The 23,064-nt window shown below is 63.8% G+C and carries 23 protein-coding genes; 9 read left to right on the top strand and 14 right to left on the bottom strand.

The annotated features are described in order from the left end of the window. Positions 1–178 precede the first annotated feature (178 nt). Together mutL and AMC88_RS04525 are read left to right on the top strand one after the other, a co-directional pair. Positions 179–1,999, top strand: coding sequence for a DNA mismatch repair endonuclease MutL (gene mutL, locus AMC88_RS04530; RefSeq protein WP_012482844.1), 1,821 nt, complete (start codon positions 179–181; stop codon positions 1,997–1,999). A 67-nt stretch (positions 2,000–2,066) separates the two neighbouring features. Beyond that, entirely contained in the window at positions 2,067–2,297 is a 231-nt protein-coding gene (locus tag AMC88_RS04525; RefSeq protein WP_004677472.1) for a DUF2093 domain-containing protein, read from the top strand. A 92-nt stretch (positions 2,298–2,389) separates the two neighbouring features. Here AMC88_RS04525 and AMC88_RS04520 read toward each other — a convergent pair whose 3' ends face one another. From AMC88_RS04520 to AMC88_RS04490, 7 genes are all read right to left on the bottom strand, one after another. Then, positions 2,390–2,683, bottom strand: coding sequence for a DUF1330 domain-containing protein (locus AMC88_RS04520; RefSeq protein ID WP_012482843.1), 294 nt, complete (start codon positions 2,681–2,683; stop codon positions 2,390–2,392). A gap of 87 nt (positions 2,684–2,770) precedes the next feature. Further along, the gene (lpxK, locus tag AMC88_RS04515; RefSeq protein WP_012482842.1) at positions 2,771–3,814 is read right to left on the bottom strand and encodes a tetraacyldisaccharide 4'-kinase; all 1,044 of its coding nucleotides are present in this window, start codon (positions 3,812–3,814) and stop codon (positions 2,771–2,773) included. A gap of 114 nt (positions 3,815–3,928) precedes the next feature. Further along, positions 3,929–4,651: an HAD family hydrolase gene (locus AMC88_RS04510; RefSeq protein ID WP_012482841.1), complete on the bottom strand. Its 723-nt coding sequence runs from the start codon at positions 4,649–4,651 to the stop codon at positions 3,929–3,931. Positions 4,652–4,660: 9 nt separating this feature from the next. Then, entirely contained in the window at positions 4,661–5,980 is a 1,320-nt protein-coding gene (gene waaA / locus AMC88_RS04505) for a lipid IV(A) 3-deoxy-D-manno-octulosonic acid transferase (RefSeq protein WP_012482840.1), read from the bottom strand. Between the two features lie 182 nt (positions 5,981–6,162). Further along, positions 6,163–6,411, bottom strand: a complete 249-nt coding sequence (locus tag AMC88_RS04500; RefSeq protein WP_004673745.1) for a DUF4170 domain-containing protein — start codon at positions 6,409–6,411, stop codon at positions 6,163–6,165. Between the two features lie 63 nt (positions 6,412–6,474). Continuing rightward, positions 6,475–7,284, bottom strand: coding sequence for a 3'(2'),5'-bisphosphate nucleotidase CysQ (locus AMC88_RS04495; protein ID WP_012482839.1), 810 nt, complete (start codon positions 7,282–7,284; stop codon positions 6,475–6,477). A gap of 89 nt (positions 7,285–7,373) precedes the next feature. Then, positions 7,374–8,720, bottom strand: coding sequence for a TldD/PmbA family protein (locus AMC88_RS04490; protein WP_064817549.1), 1,347 nt, complete (start codon positions 8,718–8,720; stop codon positions 7,374–7,376). Positions 8,721–8,839: 119 nt separating this feature from the next. Between AMC88_RS04490 and AMC88_RS04485 the strand changes: the two genes are divergently transcribed. From AMC88_RS04485 to AMC88_RS04475, 3 genes are all read left to right on the top strand, one after another. Beyond that, positions 8,840–10,654 carry a monovalent cation:proton antiporter-2 (CPA2) family protein gene (locus AMC88_RS04485; protein ID WP_012482837.1) on the top strand — a complete coding sequence of 605 codons (1,815 nt, stop codon included), beginning with the start codon at positions 8,840–8,842 and terminating at the stop codon, positions 10,652–10,654. Between the two features lie 111 nt (positions 10,655–10,765). Beyond that, entirely contained in the window at positions 10,766–11,137 is a 372-nt protein-coding gene (locus AMC88_RS04480; RefSeq protein WP_064821405.1) for a VOC family protein, read from the top strand. A gap of 3 nt (positions 11,138–11,140) precedes the next feature. Continuing rightward, positions 11,141–11,620, top strand: a complete 480-nt coding sequence (locus tag AMC88_RS04475; protein WP_064821404.1) for an EVE domain-containing protein — start codon at positions 11,141–11,143, stop codon at positions 11,618–11,620. Here AMC88_RS04475 and AMC88_RS04470 read toward each other — a convergent pair. The 3 genes from AMC88_RS04470 to AMC88_RS04460 are packed head-to-tail and all read right to left on the bottom strand — an operon-like array spanning position 11,609 to position 14,982. Beyond that, entirely contained in the window at positions 11,609–12,490 is an 882-nt protein-coding gene (locus tag AMC88_RS04470) for a patatin-like phospholipase family protein (protein WP_064824862.1), read from the bottom strand. The genes AMC88_RS04475 and AMC88_RS04470 overlap by 12 nt on opposite strands. Positions 12,491–12,503: 13 nt before the next feature. Further along, positions 12,504–13,064: a 16S rRNA (guanine(966)-N(2))-methyltransferase RsmD gene (gene rsmD / locus AMC88_RS04465; RefSeq protein ID WP_012482833.1), complete on the bottom strand. Its 561-nt coding sequence runs from the start codon at positions 13,062–13,064 to the stop codon at positions 12,504–12,506. After that, positions 13,045–14,982 carry a pseudouridine synthase gene (locus tag AMC88_RS04460; protein WP_064821402.1) on the bottom strand — a complete coding sequence of 646 codons (1,938 nt, stop codon included), beginning with the start codon at positions 14,980–14,982 and terminating at the stop codon, positions 13,045–13,047. Before AMC88_RS04460 ends, rsmD begins: the two co-directional genes overlap by 20 nt. A 90-nt stretch (positions 14,983–15,072) precedes the next feature. Between AMC88_RS04460 and AMC88_RS04455 the strand changes: the two genes are divergently transcribed. Continuing rightward, complete coding sequence (locus AMC88_RS04455) at positions 15,073–15,510, top strand: nucleoside deaminase (RefSeq protein ID WP_064821401.1); 438 nt, start codon at positions 15,073–15,075, stop codon at positions 15,508–15,510. Positions 15,511–15,781: 271 nt separating this feature from the next. On the opposite strand, the gene AMC88_RS04450 is transcribed toward AMC88_RS04455, so the two are convergent. After that, positions 15,782–16,411, bottom strand: a complete 630-nt coding sequence (locus AMC88_RS04450) for a hypothetical protein (RefSeq protein WP_012482830.1) — start codon at positions 16,409–16,411, stop codon at positions 15,782–15,784. Between the two features lie 131 nt (positions 16,412–16,542). After that, a complete protein-coding gene (ileS, locus tag AMC88_RS04445; RefSeq protein ID WP_064823064.1) occupies positions 16,543–19,470 on the bottom strand; it encodes an isoleucine--tRNA ligase in 2,928 nt (975 codons plus the stop codon). Positions 19,471–19,821: 351 nt separating this feature from the next. On the opposite strand from ileS, the gene AMC88_RS04440 reads away from it, so the two are divergent. Both AMC88_RS04440 and AMC88_RS04435 read left to right on the top strand, forming a co-directional pair. Beyond that, positions 19,822–20,085 (top strand): type II toxin-antitoxin system Phd/YefM family antitoxin, encoded by a 264-nt coding sequence (locus AMC88_RS04440; RefSeq protein ID WP_064821400.1) that lies wholly within the window; start codon positions 19,822–19,824, stop codon positions 20,083–20,085. Continuing rightward, positions 20,082–20,540, top strand: coding sequence for a type II toxin-antitoxin system VapC family toxin (locus AMC88_RS04435; protein ID WP_012482827.1), 459 nt, complete (start codon positions 20,082–20,084; stop codon positions 20,538–20,540). The genes AMC88_RS04440 and AMC88_RS04435 overlap by 4 nt, the downstream gene beginning before the upstream one ends. A 26-nt stretch (positions 20,541–20,566) precedes the next feature. On the opposite strand, the gene AMC88_RS04430 is transcribed toward AMC88_RS04435, so the two are convergent. Together AMC88_RS04430 and AMC88_RS04425 are read right to left on the bottom strand one after the other, a co-directional pair. Beyond that, positions 20,567–21,550 (bottom strand): bifunctional riboflavin kinase/FAD synthetase, encoded by a 984-nt coding sequence (locus AMC88_RS04430; RefSeq protein ID WP_064821399.1) that lies wholly within the window; start codon positions 21,548–21,550, stop codon positions 20,567–20,569. A 14-nt stretch (positions 21,551–21,564) separates the two neighbouring features. After that, on the bottom strand, positions 21,565–22,413 hold the full coding sequence (locus tag AMC88_RS04425) for a TIGR01459 family HAD-type hydrolase (protein ID WP_012482825.1): 849 nt from the start codon (positions 22,411–22,413) through the stop codon (positions 21,565–21,567). Positions 22,414–22,747: 334 nt separating this feature from the next. On the opposite strand from AMC88_RS04425, the gene groES reads away from it, so the two are divergent. Then, a complete protein-coding gene (groES, locus tag AMC88_RS04420) occupies positions 22,748–23,044 on the top strand; it encodes a co-chaperone GroES (RefSeq protein ID WP_004675403.1) in 297 nt (98 codons plus the stop codon). The last annotated feature ends 20 nt before the right edge of the window (positions 23,045–23,064 follow it).

Here is a 23,064-nt window from a genome sequence, read left to right as displayed (position 1 = left end):
TTGCGTCCCACATCTGTTCGATTTCGCAGCTTCCGGAGGTATATGAATAAAAATGCCATTTTTCTGTTAAAACCGGCTTAACACTGCCGACCGTCGAAACGGGGGCGCCGCAGATCACGCTTCTGTAAAACCTACGGAATCCCCTTCCCTCCAGCCCGCGAATCCCCGAAAATAGCCCATGGCCATCAGACAGCTTTCCGAAACGCTCATCAACCAGATCGCCGCCGGCGAGGTCATCGAACGGCCGGCGAGCGCTGCCAAGGAACTGATCGAAAATGCGCTCGACGCCGGGGCGACGCGCATCGAGATCGCCACGGCAGGCGGCGGCAAGGCGCTGCTGCGGGTCAGCGACAACGGCTCCGGCATGGAGGCGACCGATCTCGAGCTGGCGGTCCGGCGCCACTGCACGTCGAAGATCTCCGAGACGCTCGAGGATATCCGCACGCTCGGCTTCCGCGGCGAGGCGCTGCCGTCGATCGGTTCGGTCGCCAGACTCAACATCGCCAGCCGCAGGCGCGACAGCGCCGGCGGCCACGAAATCGCTGTTGCCGGCGGCAAGATCGTGCATATCAGGCCGGCCGCCGCCAATCCCGGCACGATCGTCGAAGTGCGCGACCTGTTTTTCGCCACGCCGGCGCGGCTCAAATTCCTGAAGAGCGAAAAGGCCGAAGCCGGCGCCATTACCGAGATCGTCAAGCGCATGGCGATCGCGTTTCCCGCCGTGCGCTTCGTGCTGTCGGGCTCGGACCGCACGACACTGGAATTTCCGGCGACCGGCGACGACCATCTGGCGCGCATGGCGCAGGTGCTCGGCAAGGAATTCCGCGACAACGCCATTCTCCTTGATGCCGTGCGCGAGGACATCTCGCTCACCGGTTTTGCCGGCGTGCCGACCTTCAACCGCGGCAACTCGGCCCATCAATATGCCTTCGTCAACGGCCGGCCGGTGCAGGACAAGCTGATCCTCTCGGCGATCCGCGGCGCCTATGCCGAGACGATCCCTTCAGGACGCTATCCGGTGGCGGTGCTGTCGATCACCCTCGATCCGGCGCTCGTCGACGTCAACGTGCATCCGGCAAAATCCGACGTGCGCTTTCGCGACCCGGGCCTGGTGCGCGGCCTGATCGTCGGCGCCATCCGCGAAGCCTTGGCGCGCGACGGCAGCCGGGCGGCGACAACAGGGGCGAGCGACATGCTGCGCGCCTTCCGCCCCGGCTTCCAGCCCCATGCGCAGCGGCCGCAGGCGCCATGGTCGGCCGAGACCTCACCCTTTCGGCCCTACCCGCCGGCAGCCGGTTTCAGTGAGCGGCCGCAGGCGTCGTTCGACCGGCTCTCGATGCCGACGGCGCGGGCCGAGCTGCAGCCTTCGCCGCAGCCGGGCGCACCCGAACCGGCCGCCTCTGCCGAAACAACCGGGCGCTATCCGCTCGGCGCCGCACGGGCGCAGATCCACGCCAACTATATCGTCGCCCAGACCGAGGACGGGCTCGTCATCGTCGACCAGCATGCGGCGCATGAGCGGCTCGTCTTCGAGGCGATGCGAAAGGCGCTGCATTCGAAGCGGCTGGCCTCGCAGGTGCTGCTCATCCCTGAGATCATCGACCTTCCCGAAGAGGATTGCGACCGGCTGATGCAGCATGCGGCCGAGCTTTCCGAACTGGGCCTGGCGATCGAGCGTTTCGGTCCCGGCGCGATTGCCGTGCGCGAAACGCCGGCCATGCTCGGCGAGGTCGACGCCCATGGCCTCATCCGCCAGCTCGCCGACGAGATCGCCGAATGGGACACGGCGTCGGGGCTGTCGGCCAAGCTCGAATATGTGGCGGCAACGATGGCCTGCCATGGATCGGTGCGCTCCGGACGACGGCTGCGGCCGGAGGAAATGAACGCGCTGCTGAGAGAAATGGAAGTGACGCCCGGTTCCGGCCAATGCAACCACGGCCGGCCGACCTATATCGAACTGAAGCTCAGCGATATCGAGCGGCTTTTCGGCAGAAGCTAAAAAAGCTGGCAAAGCGGCTGTTGCGGGAGTATGGCAGACACATGACAGGTTGCAGGGAACGGAGCAGATGAATTTGTTCGAAGGGCACGGAAACCGCGAGGCGAAGATCCGCTATCTCGACGGCGATTTCCAGATTGTCTCGCCCGGCTCCTATGTCGTCTGCGCGATGACGGGAAAACATATTCCGCTCGACGAGCTGCGCTACTGGAGCGTCGCCCGCCAGGAGCCCTATGCCGACGTGATCTCGGCGATCGAGGCCGACAAACGCGCCGGCGTGCTGCCGAACCAGCGGCGTTAGAGTTCAGCTGTCAGGGAGGCGCGGGCCGCTCCGGCCCGCCATTGACGACGGCATCGGGATCACGCCGGAAGCCGCCATTGCCGCTAACCGGGCTACGCAAAATCCCCTTCGATGATGAGAAGTTCGCGATTTGACGCCCGAAGCGCAAATTGCCGCGCTTCTTCGTAGGCGGCGTCATCGTAACACGCCTTAGCAAGCTGATAAGAGGGGAACTCGACGATCGTCACCCGGCGCGCATCCCGTGCCTCCTTCAATAGAGGCGAAACCTTCGATGGGTTGATTCTGGCCTGATATTTCTGAGCGATGGGTTGCCATAGCCTGCCGTATTCGCTCTGCGCCTCCTGGTCGGACACCTCGGTTCCAATGATAATCCAGTATCCCTTCACCAACGTAGCTCCTTGTCGGTTGATTTCTGTGACCTGCGGGATCGTCGCCTAACCCAAGTGCCGCCGCGCGCCGCTGGGCGACATGCATCAGCTCTTAGTCTTCATCTCCCGCAAGCGGCGCTCGCGGCAGGCGACGATCGCCCGGTCGATGATCAAACCTGGAGCGAGGTGATCGTCGAAGACCATGTCGACTTCGATCACCCGGCACTGTTGCGCCAGCTCTTGCGCCTTGCCGTGATGGCCGGACAGACGGACGAAATCCTTCGAGGTGGTGACGATCAGAAGATCCTGGCGCTCGGCGGTCGTCAGGATATCGCCGATCTCGTCCTCGCTCAGGTGCTCGTGGTCGCCGAAGGTCTTGGCGACTGTGATTTCGGCGCCGCGCGATTCGACGGTGCGGAAAAATTTGGCGGGATCGGCGATGCCGGCAAAGGCCAGCACCCTGATGCCGGTGAGCCTGTCGTCGCCGCGCACCTTCAGCGATGCGGTGAAATAGGGCTTTGCCGCGCGCGCCGCCATGCGGACGATCCTGTCGGCGGCCTGGCCGCCGCCGACCTTCAGCAAAGCCGTCGCCGAGCGCAGTTGCTGGCCGATCGGTGCACGGACCGGGCCGGCCGGCACGATATGGCCGTTGCCGAGGCCGCGCGTCGCATCGATGACGAGCAGGGCATAGTCGATCGCCAGCCGGGCGCTCTGGAAACCGTCATCCATGATGATGAGGTCCGCGCCCTCCGCCACCAGACGGTGCGCGCCGTCGACGCGCCTGCGGGAAATCACCGTCAGCGCCTCCTGGGCAAGCAGCAGCGGCTCGTCGCCGACGGCGACCGCCCGGTGATGATGAGGATCGACCACCGTCGTCACGTCGAGCGAACCGCCGTAACCGCGGCTGAGGAAGCCCGGTTTCAGGCCTTTCGCCTTGGCGGCGCGGGCGATCGTCAGCGCCGTCGGCGTCTTGCCGGCGCCGCCCACGGTGAAATTGCCGACGCAGATGACGGGAATGGATACGGAAGCGCGGCGCGCATGGGCCATTCGGTGGCCGGCGACACGGCCGTAGACAAAGGAAAGCGGCGCCAGCATCCAGGCCCGCCAATCGGCTTTCCTCCACCAGAACGGCGGCGCTTCGGATATCATCTTGCCGTCCCGCTCCCCTGCCCGGCTTCAGAACCGGCCCTTGCTTTTCGACCGGCCGGATTGAGAAGCCAAAACCGGTGAAAATGCAAGTCCTTGCCAAGATCGCGACGCGGTTTAAGCTGGCTGCAGGTCCGGCAGCAATGTCTCGATGGCGGTGATGTCGTCGAGAACATGATCGGCAGCGGCGGCAAGCGAATCGCGCGAGCCGGTGCCAGTCAGCACCGCGATCCTGAGCCCCGTTCCGGCATTCAGGCCCATGTGCAGATCATGATTGTTGTCACCGACCATCGCGACCTCTTCAGGCAAAAGACCGGTCGCGGCGCAGAAGCCGAGCACCATGCCGGGTTCCGGCTTGACGCCGAAGCCGCTGTCGTAGCCGGCGATGTAATCGACATAGCGGGCAAAACCGAAACGCTCGGCCGTCTGGCGGATCGAGCGCTCGTTGTCGCTGGAGGCGACGCCGAGCTTGAAGCCGCGCCGATGCAGCCTTGCGAAGAAGCCGGAAAGATCGGTCACCGGCACGGAAAATTCGGCGGCGCCGGAAAAGAGGTCGTCGAGACGGATCGTCAGTTCGCCGACAGCAACCATCGAGCCGGCGGCAACGAGCCCCTCGGCGATCTGACGGGTATTGCCGGCGGCGAGCAGGCTGTCGGGAACGATATGGCCGGTGACCGGATCCATGCCGCAAGCCAGGAGCAATCGGTCCGCGAGCAGCGGATCGCCCTCGGCGGCGATGCGAGCAAGCTCGCGATTGACCGGCAACCAGCTCTCGTCATAATCGAGCAGCGTGCCGTCCTTGTCGAAGAGGATGCCTTTGATACGCGCCGGGCTCGACATTGCGCCTCCTCAGAGCTGGGCGACGGCCTTGGGCAACAGGCGCGCCTTGACCGTCAGCGGATTGATATAGGGTTCCAGCCCCTTCACCGTCGCCGTCAGCGCGCCGCGCATCTCGTGCACGGTGGCGATGCCGGCTTCGATCATGGTGCGGCGGGCTTCGTCGTTGGTCAAAAGGTAATGCACGCCCTTGGCCAGCATTTCGGTATCGCGCACCATGCGGGCGCTGCCGCTGCGGGCCAGCTTCTGATAGGCCTCGCGGAAATTCTGCACATTGCCGCCGGAGAGGATGGCGCAGCCGAGCATGGCCGGCTCCAGCGGGTTCTGGCCGCCTTCGGCAAACAGCGACCGGCCGACGAAGGCGATCTCGGTCAGACGAAGATAAAGACCCATTTCGCCGATCGTGTCGCCGAGGAAAACATCGATATCGGCGGACAGAACGTCGTCGCGGGTGCGGCGAGCGACCTTGAGGCCCTGCTTGACCAGAGCCGCCTCGATCTCGTCGCTGCGTTCGGGATGGCGCGGCACGATGATCGTCAACTGGCGATCGCGTTCTTTCAGCGCCCGATGCACGATGCCGGCGGCATTCTCCTCGCCGTCGAAGGTCGAAATCGCCGCCCAGGTCTTGCGATCGCCGATCTGCTTCTTGTAGCGGGCGAGGACAGCGCTGTCATAGGGCGGCGCGTCGGTATCGACCTTGAGATTGCCCGAGGTGATGACGGGAACCGCACCCAGATCGCGGAAACGCTCGGCATCGACATCCGACTGGGCGATGACGAGGGCGAGATTTTCGAACAGGGCTTCGGCAATCGATGGGCGGCGGCGCCAGCGGGCAAAGGAGCGATCCGACATGCGGGCATTGATCAGGATCTGCGGAATGCGGCGGCGGCCGAGCTCCAGCACGGTTGCCGGCCAGATCTCGGATTCGGCGATGATGGCGCAATCGGGCTGCCAATAATCGAGAAAGCGGCTGACCGACGGCTTCAGATCGAGCGGCACATATTGATGGATCGCTTCGTCGCCAAGGCGCTCGGCGGCGAGCCTGGCCGAGGTGATGGTGCCGGTCGTCAGGATGACGTGGATATCACGGCGGCGGATTTCGCGGATCAGCGGAATGACGGCATTGGTTTCGCCGACACTTGCGGCATGGAACCAGACGAGCGGGCCCTGCGGCCGGTTGGCGCTCGGATAGCCGAAGCGTTCCAGGCGACGCGCGCGGTCTTCCTTGCCCTTGGCCGTGCGGTAGGTGATATAGAGGCCGACGACCGGAGAGGCTACAGTTCCCGCCAGACGATATGCGCTCAGACCGAACCGCGCCATCCGGGAGCTCATTGCGCCAGCCTCCGATCCAAGACGATCGACATCAAACCCATTCCCTGATTATCGTTGCGGCCGAAATGGCCGATTAATTTGTTCAGAATGCGTCAGACGATCCGGATCGACGGCGCCCGATGCAGCAAGCCGGCGCGACCGCGGGCGGCCGCCGGCACTTGGCGCGGAATCGATGGCCGAGCTCAGTGGCCGCCGGCCTTTTCCTGCGGATCGAGCAAACGATGCATGTGGACAATGAAATAGCGCATATGCGCATTGTCGACCGTCTGCTGCGCCTTCGCCTTCCAGGCCGTCAGCGCCGTGGCATAATCGGGAAAGATGCCGACGATATCGAGACCCTTCAGGTCACGGAACTGGACGTCATCGAGACTTTCCAGTTCGCCGCCAAAAACGAGATGCAAAAGCTGCTTCTTGTCACCGGACTCAGTCATTTTCTTGTTCTCTTTCTGCCCATTCTCCTCCGCCACCCCATCTGCGGGATTTTGACGGAAACGTCAACTGTCTCGTCGCCCGGCAAAGGCCGCGAGGAACTCATCGATGCGGGGCGCCGGCGCCGCGCACAGAACCTTGTGGGTGACCTCGGCGCGATTATAGACGACCGGGTTTCCGTCGAGGTCGACGAGGCGGCCGCCGGCACGGCTAAGGATCAGATCGGCGGCGGCAAGGTCCCAATCATGCGAATTGCCCTTGACGAAGGTGGCTTCGAGACGGCCGTCCGCCACCATGGCGATGCGATAGGCAAGCGAGGGGACATGTTTTTCGCGCCTGACCCGCTCGCGGAATGCCGCGGGAAGGGTCTTCAGCACGTCTTCACCGATTGCCAGACGGCTCGTCTCCTCCGGCCCGGCGGCGGAAACGATGAAGGGCTCGCCGTTCCTCAGCGCCGCGCCGCCCTCGACCGCCTCATAAAGCTCTTCGAGCGCCGGGGCATAGAGCACGCCGGCGACCGGCCGGCCGCGATGGACGACCGCGACGCTGACGCACCAGACCTTCTGCCCGGCGAGGAAAGCGCGCGTACCGTCGATCGGATCGATAATGAACAGCGTCTCGCGCGAGAGGCGCTCGGCATCGTCCTCCGTCTCCTCCGACAGCCAGCCATAATCCGGCCGGGCCTTGCGCAGGATCGACTCCAGCGTCTTGTTGGCGGCGAAATCGGCGGCACTGACGGGAGAGCGATCCCCGTTCTTCCACCAGACCTCGGGGGACTGGTTGAAGAAGCCGAAGGCGATCGCGCCGGCCTCCTTCGCCGCATCGGCGATCAAGGCGAGATCGCCCTGCCAGCGGCGCTTTTCGCTGTCGCTCATCGCGTCAATCACTTCCTTCTCGCCGCTTTTCAACTTTCGTTTGAGCATGATGTCGTCCGAAAACCGCTCACACTTTTCGGCATCATGCTCTAGCGCCCCGCGAGGGTCATGCCTTCGATGGCGAAGGTGGGTGCGGCGACCCCGAACTTGCGGTCGATGTCGTTTGCCGGCGTCAGGCGCATGAACATGTCCTTGAGGTTCGAAGCGATCGTCACTTCGGACACCGGGAAAGTGAGTTCGCCGTTCTCGATCCAGAAGCCGGTGGCGCCGCGGCTGTATTCGCCGGTGATCATGTTGACGCCGTGGCCGATCAGTTCGGTGACGTAAAAGCCGTTGCCGACGCTGCGGATCAGTTCCTCCGGCGAAATGTCGCCGGGTTCCAGCGCGAGGTTGGTGGAGGACGGCGAAACGGCGGTGCCGCCGCGCACACCGCGGCCATTGGTGGGAAGGCCGAGCTCGCGGCCGGTCGAGGTCGAAAGGAACCAGTGTTTCAGGACACCGTCCTCGATCATCACCAGCCGCTCGCCGGCCACGCCCTCGCCGTCGAACGGCCGCGAAGCGGGGCCACGCACGATCAGCGGATCGTCGGTGATCGACAGGCCTGATTTCAGCACCTGCTGACCCATCCTGTCGCGCAGGAAGCTGGTCTTGCGGGCGACGGCGGCGCCATTAATCGCGCCGGCGATATGGCCGACGAAGCCGCGGGCGACACGCGGGTCGAAGATGACGGTGACGTTCTTGCCGGTCGGCACCTGGCGTGGATTGATACGCTTCACCACCCGTTCGCCGGCGCGGCGGCCGATTTCGGCGGGGTCTTCAAGCTCGGCATAATAGAGGCGGCTGTCGAAATCATAGTCGCGTTCCATGCCGGTGCCTTCGCCAGCGATGACACTGACGGAATGGCCGAACCGGGAGCCCATGTAGCTGCCGGCAAAACCGTGCGAGGTGGCGAGAACAAGGCCGCCCATGCCGCCGGATGCGCCGGCGCCGGAGGAATTGGTCACGCCCTTGACCGCAAGGGCCGCCGTCTCGGCGGCAAGAGCCGCCTCGCGCAGCATCTCGGAGGAGACCTCGGTGGGATCGAACAATTGCAGGTCGGGATAGGATTTCGCAAGGCTCGCCTCATCGGCGAGGCAGGCGAAGGGATCCTCCGGCGAGACTTTGGCCATGGCGACGGCGCGTTCGGCAAGCGCCTGCAGATCGAAGCCCGGATTGGCCGAAACGCTGGCGACGCGTTTGCCTATAAAGACCCGCAACGAGAAATCGTCGCTTTCGGAGGATTCCGTTCCCTCGACCTTGCCAAGACGGACACTGACCGATTGCGAACGCGAGCGAACGACGACGGCATCGGCGGCGTCGGCCCCTGCCTTCCTTGCCAGATCGATCAATTGACTTGCGCGGGAAAGAAGTGTCGAGGAATCGATTTCAGAGGACATGATTTGGCCTTTCCTTCGCGTTCCATTTATTGTGCACTCTCCCAAGCATCAAGGCCGCCGCCGCCGATTCTTTATCGGGACTGCCTGCATGCCCCCGCCACCCGAAAGAAATCGTCAGCATGTCAGCGCCCAACGCCCTTTTTTCCGAAACGATCCTGCTTCTCGGCGGTGCGGTGGTCGCCGCTCCGATCTTCAAGAAGCTCGGGCTCGGCACCGTCCTCGGCTATCTCGCCGCCGGCATCGTCATCGGACCGGTCTTCCACGGCATTACCGACGGCGAACAGATCCTCGGCGTCGCCGAGCTCGGTGTCGTCTTCCTGCTGTTCATCATCGGGCTGGAATTGAAGCCCAGCCGCCTCTGGCAGATGCGGCGCGACATTTTCGGCCTCGGCACGGCGCAGGTGGTGGTGACCGGACTGGCGCTGACCGCGCTCGCCTTCCTCTCCGGCGTTCTCGACTGGCGCGGCAGCATCGTCGCCGGCTTCGGTCTGGCGCTGTCCTCGACCGCCTTCGCCATGCAGATCCTCGAGGGCGACGGCGACGTCAATACGCGATACGGGCAGCGCTCCTTCTCGATGCTGCTGTTCCAGGACCTGGCGATCGTGCCGCTGCTGGCGCTGATCACCGTGCTCGATGGCAGCGGCAAGGGCAGCAATGCGCCGCTCACCGATTTTGCCGTCGCCGTCGGCGCGGTGGCGGCGATGGTCGTTGCCGGACGCTACCTTCTGACTCCGCTCTTCCAGATCATCGCCCGGACCGGCGCCCGCGAGGCAATGATCGCCGCCGCCCTCTTCGTCGTCATGGGATCAGCAAGCCTGATGCAGCTGGCCGGCCTTTCAATGGCGATGGGCGCCTTTCTCTCCGGCGTAATGCTGGCCGAATCCTCCTATCGGCACGAGCTGGAGGCCGACATCGAGCCCTTCCGCGGCGTGCTGCTCGCCATCTTCTTCATCGCCGTCGGCCTGTCGCTGCAGCTCGACGTGCTCGCCGACAACGCGCTCTTCGTCATCGTCGCCGTGCCGATCGTCATGGCCGTCAAGGCGATCATCATCTATGGGCTCTGCCGGATCTCCGGCTCACCCCACGACGATGCGATCCGCATCGCCTTCCTGCTGCCGCAGGGCGGCGAATTCGGCTTCGTGCTGTTTACGGCGGCTGGCGTCACCGGGCTGATGTCGACGAGCACGGCCTCGCTGCTGGTGGCGATCGTGACCCTCTCCATGGCGCTGACGCCGATCGGAGCCGCGCTGTCGAAGCGGCTGCTCAACGGCGATGCACAGGAAGAGCTGGACGAGGATTTCGAAGGGGCCGGCGCTGACGTGCTGATGGTCGGCTTCTCGCGTTTCGGCCAGATCGCCGCCCAGATCCTGCTTGCCGGCGGGCGCAGCGTCACCGTCATCGATTTTTCGGCCGACCGCATCCGCCAGGCCTCCGCCTTCGGCTTCCGCATCTATTTCGGCGACGGCGCCCGCAAGGACGTGCTGCGCTCGGCCGGCATCGACCGGGCGAAGATCGTGCTCGTCTGCACGCAAAAAAAAGAGATCACCGACAAGGTGGTGGAGCTGGTGCAGGCGGACTATCCGCACACAAGACTTTATGTGCGCTCCTACGACCGCATCCATTCGATCGAGCTGCGCAACAAGGGCGTCGACTATGAGCTGCGCGAAACGTTGGAATCCGGCCTGTTGTTCGGACGGCGCACGCTGGAAGCGCTCGGCGTTTCGGAGGTTGACGCCTATGAAATCGGCGAGGACATCCGCAAACGCGACGAGGCGCGCCTGGTGCTGCAGGCTTCCGAAGGGCTGCAGGCTGGCCGCGACATGCTGTTTTCCCACCCCGTCCGGCCCGAACCGCTGGTCAAGCCGAAACGCGCCGCCGACCCCTTCGAGGACGACCCGCTGGCGGGCACCGCTGATGCGACAGCGGACGCATAAGCCGGTTCGGGACGGTACCAACATGGAGTGCATCGAAAGGCGGAGGCTACTGCCAGAATCTGTCAGCATATCACGATAGAACCCGTCCTGACCAATAACAGGAGGCTTCACATGATCGACGGCAACAGCATTCTCCTTTTCGTCACCGACGCGGCAGAGAGCGCCAGCTTTTATCAGCGATTGCTCGGGCAGAATCCGGTGGAGGCCAGTCCGACTTTCGCCATGTTCATCCTGCCTTCGGGCCTGGCCCTTGGCCTGTGGGGCAAGGCGGGCGTTGAGCCGGCGCCGGCTGGCATGGGCGGCGGCTGCGACGTCGGTTTCAGGGTTGCGACGGCGGATGTGGTTGATGCACTTCATGCCGAATGGCTGGACAGGGGCGCGAGCATTCTTTTGCCACCGACCGACCTCGATTTCGGCCGCAGCTTTGTCGCGGCCGATCCCGACGGGCACCGTCTGCGCGTCTACAATGTCGCGGAGGGCTGAAATATGCCCCGCAGCTGGATCGCCGTTGCATCAGCAAATCATGTCCGCATCGGGCGGGAGGCCGGCTTCATGCAGGTTTGTCACGGAAAGGCCGCTCCGCTCAAACGGAGCGCGCCCGGCGACCGGGTGATCTACTATTCGCCGACCGAAACATTCGGCGGCAAGGATCGGCTCCAGGCGTTCACGGCACTTGGCGTGGTCAAGGAAACCGAGGCGTATCAGGTGGAAGCCCACCCCGGTTTTCGCCCCTGGAGGCGGGATGTCGCCTGGTCCCAGGCTCTGGAAACGCCGATCCGGCCGCTGCTCGGCCGGCTGTCATTCACCAGCGACCGGGCAGGCTGGGGCTATCAACTGCGCTTCGGTCTGTTCGAAATCGGCAATGACGATGCCGAGATCATAGCCGAGGCGATGCGCGGCGAACCGCTCATGGAGGTCGCGCAAACAGGCGCGGCGGTTCGCGTGCAATATAGTCTAGCGTTTTAATCGCGCTTCGATTTCGCGATCGAGGGCGAATTTCAGTTCGTCCTTGACGCCGACCGACATGGCCAGCACGTCGCGGGCCTTGAGGAAATCCATCACGCCGGTGCGGCCGACCGCCGGGCGCAGGAAGATTTGCGGCCGGCAGAGCTTCAGCTTCAGCGAGATCGCCGTCTGCATCATCAACTGGCCGGACCCGAAGATGCTTTCCATGCGGTTCGGAATATGGGTGCCGTCGCCTTCCGGCGCGCCGACGACATCGATGCCGACGACGATGTCGGCAAGATCCATCAGGGGTTCATAGGGCACGGGATTGCTGATGCCGCCGTCGATCATCACCCGGCCGCGCAGGCGCACCGGCATGAAGACGGCGGGGATGGCGGATGAGGCGGCGAGTGCCGGAAAAAGCTCGCCCTCTTCGATGATCACTTCGTTCTGACCGTAATAATCGGTGGTGATCACCTTCATCGGCACCAGCAGATCCTCGAAGCGGGCCGGCAGTTCGGAGGGCAGGAAGGCCTTGAGGATCCGCTCCAGATTGAACTGGCCGATGCGAATGCCCTTGGCGACCGCATCACGCACCGTCGCCGGTCTCAGCCCCCAAATGCGGGCGACGACCGCCGTCTTATTGCCGACTGTCGTCAACGCATGTTCGCGGATTTCGGCCCCCGACATGCCGGCGGCCATGCCGGCCCCCATGATCGCACCCATCGACGAGCCCGATATCGCCACCGGGCGGATGCCGAGCTCGTCGAGCGTCTCGATGATGTGGATATGGGCAAGTCCGCGCGCGCCGCCGCCGCCGAAAGCAACCGCGACCGTCGGAAGATCGCTGACCGCAGGCAGTTTCGGACTGATGAATTCTGCCTGCTGCACGCCCCGCCCCCGCTTATTGCGGCTGATACCGGAAGAAATGCACCCTCGTATCGCCAAAAATGCGGCTTTCGAGGAAAACATAGGAAGGATGCACGGAAACGACAACATCGGCGCGTTCTTCGAGCACCGCGATCGCGCCCGGCCTGAGCCAGCCGCCCTGGGCGGCCGCCGCCATCGCCTTTTCGCCGAGGCCTTTGCCATAGGGCGGATCGGCGAACAGCACGTCGAAGGCTTCGAGATTGCCGACGCTGCCGAGATCGGTGGCATCGCGGCGAAGGATGCGCGTGCGGCCGTGCAGGCCGAGCGCATCGATGTTTTCCCAGAGCAGCGCCCTGCCCTCGACACTGTTTTCGACGAAGAGCGCATGGCGACAGCCACGCGACACGGCTTCGAGGCCGACGGCGCCGGTGCCGGCAAAAAGATCAAGGATCCGGGTGCCGTCGACGCATTCCGGATAGGCATGACTCAATATATTGAACAGGCTCTCGCGCGTCCGGTCGGCAGTCGGCCGGATATCGTTGGATTTTGGCACGGCGAGAGGCCGTCCGCGAAACTCACCGCCGACGATCCGCACCGCGCGTCATTCCCTTTCCTTTTCCACCACCTCTGGACGGGCCGCCCGCAGGCCTGTCACCGCCCGGCCTGTCGCTGCCGGGCTTGCCGCCCTTCGGCTTGCCGGAAAAATTCTTCGATCCGCCGGGCCTGGCACCAAAGCCCTTGCCGCGCGGCTTATCGCCCGAAGGCTTGCCGCCGGGAGCCTTGTCGCCGAAGGACCGTTCGCCGCGCGGACGCTCGGAGCGCCCCTCACCGGCAAAGCTTCTGGCTGCCCGCGGGCGTTCGTCACCGTCTTCGCGCGGCCTGCGATCCCCACGCGGCTTGTCGCCGAAAGGCCGATCTCCACGCGAAGGACGATCACCGAACGGGCGGTCGCCGCGCGGACGTTCCGAACGGCCTTCGCCGGCAGCGGCTCTGGTGGCACGCGGACGCTCGTCGCCGTCGGCACGCGGCCTGCGGTCGCCCCGCGGCTTGTCGCCGAAAGGCCGGTCGCCGCGTGAAGGACGTTCGCCGAAACCGCGGTCTTCGCGGGCGGGGCGATCGCCGAAGGAGCGCTTGCGGCCGAAGCCCTCGCCCTCATCCTTGCGGCGGGGCTGCTCGCTCGAGCGGATCCATTCGCCGTCCTCTTCGCGCACGCGGTTGATCGGCGTGCGCGGACGATCCTCGATGCGATCGAAGGCAGCACTCTTTGCCGGCGCCTGCTCGCCGCGGCGGCGCGCAGTCTGGGCGTTCTTGGCAGCTTTCGCCGCCGCCTTTTCACCGAGCGGCCGGGCGCCGGGCGCCATCCAGACATTGGCGCTGCGGCGCTGGCCGAGCGGCTCGGAGCGCTTCGGCTTCTCGTCATCCCGGCGGCCGCCGTCGCGGCGATCGTCATCGCGGCGCGCGCCACCACGGCGGTCATCACCGCGACGGTCGTCCCGCTTGGTGTCGAGACGGCTCAACGCCCTTTCGCGTTTGTCCTCGTCACGGCGCGGACGCTCGCGTTTCTCCGGTGCGGCGACCTCAGCCTCTTCCTCGGCGGCAACCGCCGGGGCGTTATAGATCGGCGCGTCAAAATTGGCCTTGGCTTCCTCAATGAGGCGCGGGCCGAGCTGGTCGCGGAGCGTGCGGCCGCGCACTTCGATGACATGGCCCTCCGGCAGATCGCCGAGCTGGAACGGGCCGTAGGAAATGCGGATCAGGCGGTTGACGTCGAGGCCGAGGGCGCCGAGCACATTCTTGATTTCGCGGTTCTTGCCTTCGCGAAGACCCATGGTGATCCAGACGTTCGAACCTTGTGTGCGGTCGAGCGTCGCCTCAATCGAACCATAGAGCACGCCGTCGACGGCAATGCCGTCCTTCAGCTTGTCGAGCGCCTCCTGATCGATCTCGCCGTGGGCGCGCACGCGATAGCGCCTCAGCCAGCCGGTCGCCGGCAGTTCCAGCGCCCGGGCAAGACCGCCGTCATTGGTCAGCAGCAGCAGGCCTTCAGTGTTGATGTCGAGACGGCCGATCGACATGACGCGCGGCAGTTCTTCCGGCAGGTTATCGAAGACGGTAGGGCGGCCTTCCGGATCGGCATTGGTGGTCACCAGACCGGCCGGCTTGTGATAGAGCCACAGCCTGGTGCGCTCGATGCCGCGGATCGGCATGCCGTCGACCTCGATCCGGTCGGCAAGCGTGACATTGACGACGGGGGTTTCGAGAACCTTGCCGTTCAGCGTCACCCGGCCTTCCATGATCATGCGTTCGATGTCGCGGCGGGAGGCGACGCCGGCGCGCGCCATCACCTTGGAGATGCGTTCGGCCTTGGCCTCGCTCTCGGTTTCGGCCGCGGCCGGGCGCGCGGCTGCAGCCTTTGCCGGCTTCGCGGCGCCCGCTTTCGGGCCGGCCTTGGCCCCGGCGTCGCGTGAAAAGGGCTTTGCGCCCGGGCGTTTTGGCTTGTCTTTGGATGTCATTTGTTGTTTGCCTGCCTTTTGGGCCTGTCTATCAGGTCACGCATCTGCGGTTAAGTGGAAATTCGTGCGATCGTGAAGACAAATCGTTTCATGGAGATGGCGCTCGAAGAGGCGCGTGCCGCCGGCGAACGCGGCGAAGTGCCGATCGGCGCCGTCGTCGTCGTCGACGATATCGCCGTTTCCCGCTCGGGAAACCGCACGCGCGAGCTCAATGACGTCACCGCCCATGCCGAAATCGCCGCGATCCGGCTTGCCTGCGAAGCGCTCGGACAGGAACGTCTTGCCGGCGCCGATCTCTATGTGACGCTGGAGCCCTGCACCATGTGCGCGGCAGCCATCTCGTTTGCGCGCATTCACAGGCTCTATTACGGCGCCGAGGACCCGAAGGGCGGCGCCGTCGACAATGGCGTGCGATTCTATACGCAGCCGACCTGCCACCACGCCCCGGAAGTCTATTCCGGCTTCAACGAGGTTCAGTCGGCCGAGATTTTGCGGACGTTCTTTTTGCAGAAGAGAGAGGCGCTGTAGCCCAGCGCACACGGTTATCGGCTTTGCGCCGATTGCCCCTCACCCTAACCCTTGCCGGGTCGAGCCACTGGTCTCGACCGGTCCTGCGGCCCCCTGCAAACGGGGCGAAGGGACGTGCCAAACGGGACGTGGATGTGAACGGAGAGGTTGCGGCATATCCCCTTCTCCCCGCGCGCGAGGGGAAGGTGCCGGCAGGCGGATGAGGGACTGCTCGGCGATGTCGTCTGACAGTTAAACCAACCGAACGGCGCCTAAGCGCCGGGACAAGCCGCTATTGCAGGAAGTTCCACCACTGCTTGCCGGAATTGGCGATCGCCGCGTCCTTCTTGCGCTTCTTCTGCTTCTTGAGCTCGGGCTCGCCGACGTCGTCGAGCTTTGCCGGGTCGTCGACGGTGCGGTAACCGGGCGGCGGGTCGGAAATATAGCGGCGCTGATCGACGTAGGAACCCTTCTGCAGGGCGCGGGCTTCGCGATAGGCCTGCGTCTGGGCTTCCGTCGTGCGCCGGCCGCCTTCAATCGCCGAGCTGGCGAGCGGCGAGCGGTAGTTCGGGTTGTCGGAGTTCGCGTCGGCCTCCGAAACGAGGCGGGCGCGGGTTTCCTCCGGCGATTCAAGCCATTGCGGATTGTCCTTGTTGGCCACCGTCTGCTGCGGTTGAACAAGAGTCTCCCTCTGCCCCTCAGCCGGCAGCACCAGCGTCGGACGCGGCGAGTATTTGACGCCCTTGTTCTTCGGATCCGGCCCGGTCAGCGACACGGACTGGCCGAGATCGTCGGTCAGCTGCTCCATGGCGGTCTTGTCGGTGCCGTAAGTCGGGCTGCTGGCGCAACTGGACACCAACGAGCATCCCGCCACGACGACAGACAGGCAGGCGCCCATACGGAACCAATGCGTTGCGAACATGAAAACCCTTCCAGCCACCGGTGCAATCGTTGCCCAACCGGACAACCGTCCCCCTGACGCAAAAATCCGGCCATTTTCAGGCAGCTTTTACCGGATGAACGCCACAAAGGCAATTCACCCGGCAAATATCTTCAGGCGCGGATGCCGAGTTCACGCAAGGCCGCAGCGTCGCGCGCCGAGACGTCGGGATAGTCGGGATCGGAGCCGACATCGGTGGTGATGCGCCAGGAACGGGCGCATTTGACACCTTCGGCCAGCGTCGGCACGACCGCGACGTCAGGCACCTCGGCCAGACGGAAGGCTTCCGCCGGACCGGCATCCGCCTTGATTGTTATGCCCGAGGTGATGCAGACTTCGCTGAAATCCTGGCCTTCGAGCGCCTTGCGAAGCTCGGCATCGGCGATATGGACGACGGGTGCTGCTTCCAGCGAGGAGCCGATGCGCTTGTCCTTGCGCTCGATTTCCAGCGCCCCTGTCACGACCGAACGCACGGCGCGGATCTTCTTCCACTTCTCGGCCAGGGCATCGTTGCGCCATTCCTTGGCAACCGGGGCGAACTGCTCCAGATGCACGGAAACGGCCGAAGGATTGCGCGACAGCCAGGCCTCCTCGGTGGTGAAGGGCAGCATCGGCGCAAGCCAGGTCACCATGCAATCGAAGATCTGGCGGATGACGTGCAGGCTGGCGCGCCGGCGCAGGCTCGACGGCGCGTCGCAATAAAGCGCATCCTTGCGGACATCGAAATAGAAGGCCGAAAGCTCGACATTGGCGAAATCGATCAGCGCGCGGGCGATCTTCTTGAAGTCGAACGCGTCATAGTTTTCGCGCACCAGCTGATCGAGCTCGGCCAGCCGATGCAGCATCAGCTGCTCCAGCTCCGGCAGATCGGCCAGCGCGATCTCCTCGCCCTTGTCATGGGCCAGCGTGCCGAGCATCCAGCGGATGGTGTTGCGCAGCTTGCGATAGGCATCGACATTGGTCTGGATGATCGTCTTGCCGACGCGCAGGTCGTCGGCATAGTCCGAGGTCATCACCCAGAGGCGCAGAATGTCGGCGCCGGCGTCCTTCATCACCTCCTGCGGGGCGGTGACGTTGCCCTTCGACTTCGACATCTTCTCGCCCTTCTCGTCCATGGTGAAGCCATGGGTGAGGACGGCGTTATAAGGCGCGCGGCCACGGGTGGCAGCCGATTCCAACAGCGAGGAATGGAACCAGCCGCGATGCTGGTCGGAGCCTTCGAGATAAAGATCGGCCGGCCATTTTAGGTCCGGACGGTCTTCCAGCGTGAAGGTGTGCGTCGAGCCCGAGTCGAACCAGACGTCGAGGATATCCATGACCTGCGACCACTTGGCCGGATCATGCTCGTTGCCGAGGAAGCGCTCCTTGGCGCCTTCGGCAAACCAGGCGTCGGCGCCCTCGGCGTCGAAGGCCTCGAGGATGCGGGCGTTGACGGCCTCGTCCTGCAGCACGGCGCCATGTTCATCGACGAAGACGCAGATCGGCACCCCCCAGGCGCGCTGACGAGAAAGCACCCAGTCCGGGCGCTGCTCGATCATCGCGCGCAGGCGGTTCTGGCCGGCAGCCGGCACGAAGCGGGTGTCGTCGATCGCCGTGAGCGCACGGGTGCGCAGCGTCGTTCCATCCGGCAGCGTCTTGTCCATATAGACAAACCATTGCGGCGTGTTGCGGAAGATGACCGGCTTCTTCGAGCGCCAGGAATGCGGATACTGGTGCTTCAGGCGGCCGCGGGCAAAGAGCGCGCTGCGTTCGATCAGCGCCTTGATGACGCGGTCATTGGCATCACCCTTCTTGCCGTTGTCGTCGATGACGCGGGCGCCTTCGAGGCCGGGGGCATCGGCTGTGTAGAAGCCGCCGTCGTCGACCGGAAACGGGATCTTGGTCTCGATGCCGCGCGCCTCGATCTCGCGGCCATGCGCCATCCAGACGTCGAAGTCTTCGCGGCCGTGGCTGGGCGCCGTATGAACGAAACCCGTACCGGCATCGTCGGTGACATGATCGCCTTCGAGCAGCGGCACGGCAAATTCATAGCCGCCGCCGAGCCCCTTGAGCGGGTGGGCGCAGGTGATCCCGGCAAGATCGGCGGCCGTAACATCGGCAAGGCGCTTGTACTGCAGCTTCGCCTTGGCGAAGGATTCCTCAGCCAGCTTGTCAGCGAAGATCAGCTTTTCGCCCGGGCGCGGGCCAAAATCATTTTCGGCAGCCGTGACTTCGTAGAGGCCGTAGGCAACCCGCGAGGAATAGGCGATCGCCCGGTTGCCGGGGATCGTCCAGGGCGTCGTCGTCCAGATGACGACGAAGGCATCCAGCAGATGAAACTTTGCTTCCGCGCCGTCACGCACGACAAATTTCACCGGAAACTTCACCCAGATCGTGTCGCTCTCGTAGTCGTGATACTCGACTTCGGCTTCGGCCAGCGCGGTGCGCTCGACCACCGACCACATGATCGGCTTGGAGCCTCGATAGAGCTGGCCGCTTGCGGCGATCTTCAGCAGCTCGCCGGCGATGCGGCTCTCCGCATGAAAATTCATCGTCAGATACGGGTTGTCGAAATCGCCGACGATGCCGAGGCGTTGGAACTCGTCGCCCTGGACCTTGATCCATTTTTCGGCATAGGCGCGGCACTCGCGGCGGAACTCGATCATCGCCGCCGGTTCTTTCAGATCCGGCTTGGCCTTGCCCTTGGCGCGATAGTTCTCCTCCTCGATCTTCCATTCGATCGGCAGGCCGTGGCAATCCCAGCCGGGCACGTAATTGGCGTCATAACCGCGCATCTGGAACGAACGGTTGATGACGTCCTTGAGGATCTTGTTCAGCGCGTGGCCGATATGGATGTTGCCGTTGGCATAGGGCGGGCCGTCATGCAGGACGAATTTTTCGCGGCCGGCGGCAGAAGCGCGCAGTTTCTTGTAGAGATCCATCTCCTGCCAGCGCTTGACGAGCTCCGGCTCCTTCTGCGGCAGGCCGGCGCGCATCGGGAAATCGGTTTCGGGCAAATAGAGGGTCTTCGAGTAATCGATCTTTTCGGCTGTGTCGGTCATATCGGGACAATCGTTTCTGGCGGCCCAGAAAGGGGCGCAACGGCGTGAAAAAGCTGGTGACGGAAGCGCTTGTATCCAAGCGCCGAAAACCCGGACCTCCCGGCCGCTTAGCGCGCGCGGAAGGCCGGGCCGATAATTCGTATCGTGATCGCCAGCCGAAATTTTCTCATCGCGCCGGTTCATAGGCGTTTTTGCGGGGAAAAGGAAGAGAAGAATTCACTCCGGCAATCGACATCAATGACTGGAACTGCCCACATATTATTCATCCAGAAGAACAGAACGGCTGGAAACCCCCGGCAGCCTGCAGTATGATCTGACTATCTGACCTGTTTCGATTGCAGGCATTGAGACATGAGAAAAATTGTAAAGCAAAGCTGGAAGCTCGAGGACGCCAAAGCGCGCTTCAGCGAAGTAGTACGCCGTGCCCGCAGCGAAGGGCCGCAACGCGTGACAGTGCGCGGCAGAGACAGCGTCGTCATCATCAGCGTCGAAGAACTCGAACGGTTGACGAAGGCCGAGCCCAGAAAGCCTTTGGTCGATTTCATGGAGAGCCTCGCTCTGAAAGAGTTCGATCTCGAGCGGGAGGCCGATTACGGGCGGGATGTCGAACTGTGATCGGATGGCTGCTCGACACCAACGTCATTGCGGCGCTGATCAATCCGAACGGCGCGCCCTCTGTGAAGTCTTGGGCTGCCGCGCAGGACGAGAACCAGATGTTCATCAGCGTCCTCACCCTCGCAGAATATGACAAAGGCATCGAAAATCTGCCTGAAGACGACCGAAACCGCTATCGTTATATAGCGGCGCGTGACGCTCTGGAGGAGCGGTTCTCACAGCGTACTCTCTCGCTGAGCGACGCGGCCGTCAGGCATTGGGGCGCTATTTCAGGGCGCATAAAATTGCGAACCGGACATGCGCCACCGGTCATCGACACAATGTTGGCCGCCACCGCCATTGAGCACAATCTCTATCTGGTGACGCGGAACGCAAAGGATACGCGCTTCTCCGGCGCGGCAGTTTTCGATCCGTGGACACACGATCCGAATCAATTTCCGTTGAGCCGGAGATAATCGAAGACAACGGCATTTTAGATGGCTCAGGAAAAGCAGAGCTTCCGGTCGAGTTCGCCGAGCGGTTTCACCCCCGCCAGCAGCGCCCTCGCCTCCTCCTCGTCGCGCTTGATCTGGGCGACGAGCGGATCGAGACCGTCGAACTTCAGCTCCGGTCTCATATAGCCGAAGAAGGAGACGGCGCAGAGCTGGCCGTAGAGATCGCCGCTGAAATCGAAGAGATAGGTTTCAAGCAGCGGCGCGCCGTTTTCCGTCACCGTCGGCCGGCGGCCATAGCTGGCCACCGCATCGTGGAGCGTTCCGTCCTGGCGGCGGAAGCGGACGGCGTAGATGCCGGCGGCAAGTTCGGCCTCCGGCGGCAGGCGCATGTTGGCGGTGGGGAAGCCAAGCTGCCGGCCGAGCTTTTCGCCGTCGATCACCTCCGCCTCGACCGTATAGCGGTAACCGAGCATGCCGGCGACCTGGCTGACCTCGCCCTCCTTCAGCAAGGCGCGAATATGGCTCGACGAGACGACGTCGGCATTTTCGTCGCGGAAGGCATCGATCAGTGTGACGCCGAAGCCGTAGGTCTGGCCGGCATTCATCAGGAAGGCGGGGCCGCCTTCGCGGTTGCGGCCGAAATGGAAATCGAAGCCGGTGACGACTTCGGAGGCGCCGAGCCAATCCTTCAGAATCGAATGAATGAAATCATCGGCCGAGCGCTGCGAGAACTCGTAGTCGAAAGGATATTCGATGACGGCGTTGAACCCCAGCGTTTCCAGGATACGGGCCTTGAGCGGCGCGGGTGTCAGGCGGAACACCGGGGTCTGCGGCCGGAAGACGGTGCGCGGATGCGGCTCGAAGGTCAGCACCAGAGCGGGGATGCCGCGCGCCCTTGCGATCTCGAGCGCGCGGTTCAGCACCGATTGATGGCCGCGATGGACGCCGTCGAAATTGCCGATGGCGATCACCCCGCCCCGGAGATGGGCGGGCAAGGGATCGCGGGTTTCATTGCGGTGGAAGACGGTCATCGGCTGGCTTCTCTTTATGCAAGGCGCGGCATCCACCACTTCGGCGCGGCGTTTTCCCGTTCGAGGTAGGCGTTGAGGATTGCCTCGTCGGTTTCGCCATTTAAGGTGTATTCCTTGGCGTGAATCCCGCCGCTGATGTAGAGAAGGTCGAGGCCAAAATTCAAGGCGCCACGGACATCGGTCGGCATGCCGTCGCCGATCGCCAGCACGCGCTCGGCCGGCACCTCGCCGCGAAGTTCGCGGGCAGCGGCCAGCGTCGCCTCGTAAATCGGCCGGTGCGGTTTGCCGGCGATGCGGGTTTTGCCGCCGAGCTGCTCATAATAGGCGGCCATGGCGCCGGCGCAGGGAATGATGCGGTGACCGCGCTCGACAACGAGGTCGGGATTGGCACAGATCATCGGCACCTCGCGCGCCTGAAAATCCAGAAGCATGTCGGTGTAATCTTCCGGCTTCTCGGTCTCATCGTCGAAAAAGCCGGTGCAGACGAGCGATCGCGCTTCGCCGGATGGCGCCCGCTCGACGCCAATGCCTTCGAGAAGCGCCTTGTCGCGTTCGGGGCCGAGCAGAAAGACCGTCTTCGGCCCCTCGGAAATCAGCCCGCGCGTGACGTCGCCCGAGGTGACGATCCTGTCATAGGCGCTGTCGGGCACGCCGATATGACGCAATTGCTCGACGACCTGCCAGGAAAGGCGCGGCGAATTGGTGATGAGGACGACGGCGAGGCCGCTCTCGCGGGCGGCCTGAAGGGCGGCAGCAGCCTTCGGGAACGGATCGACACCGTTGTGAACGACGCCCCAGACATCACAGAGCACCACGTCATAGCGATCGGTGATCTCAGAGAAGGTTTCTATCCGCTTGGCCATTCCAATGTCCCGAGTTGCTGCAGTCACCGGTGACATTGCAAAGGCGCAGGACGATGGCAAGGCATTTTCTTAGCGCCGGCCACGGCAAAGCCCTGTCGCGACAAACCGGCCCGTAATCGACAAGGTGCGCCCGCGACAGAGGGTTCGGCCGGAATCTCCGGCATTTCTCCGGTCTCTTCACAATTCCGGCACAAAAATTCGTGATTGCTCTCATTGACTCCTTTCGGAGCCATCCCTAAATGCTCGTCGCTAGCACTCACCGCAAGGGAGTGCTAACACCTATCCATGTGGGCCGCTCCGGTCCGCGAATGTCATTCGATCGAGGGATTAGACAATGGCAAGCACCAATTTCCGTCCGCTTCACGACCGCGTCGTCGTTCGTCGCGTCGAGTCCGAAGAGAAGACCAAGGGCGGGATCATCATTCCCGACACCGCCAAGGAAAAGCCGCAGGAAGGCGAAATCGTCGCCGTCGGTTCCGGCGCTCGTGACGAGTCCGGCAAGGTCGTCGCACTCGACGTCAAGGCTGGCGACCGCGTGCTGTTCGGCAAGTGGTCCGGCACCGAAGTCAAGATCAACGGCGAAGACCTTCTGATCATGAAGGAAGCCGACATCATGGGCATCATCGGCTGATTGCCGATCCGCTTTCCCGA

The sequence above is a fragment of the Rhizobium phaseoli genome (assembly GCF_001664385.1).
Classification (GTDB): domain Bacteria; phylum Pseudomonadota; class Alphaproteobacteria; order Rhizobiales; family Rhizobiaceae; genus Rhizobium; species Rhizobium phaseoli.
Note: the sequence above shows the minus strand (reverse complement) of the source record. Positions and strands in the feature narration are given on the sequence as shown.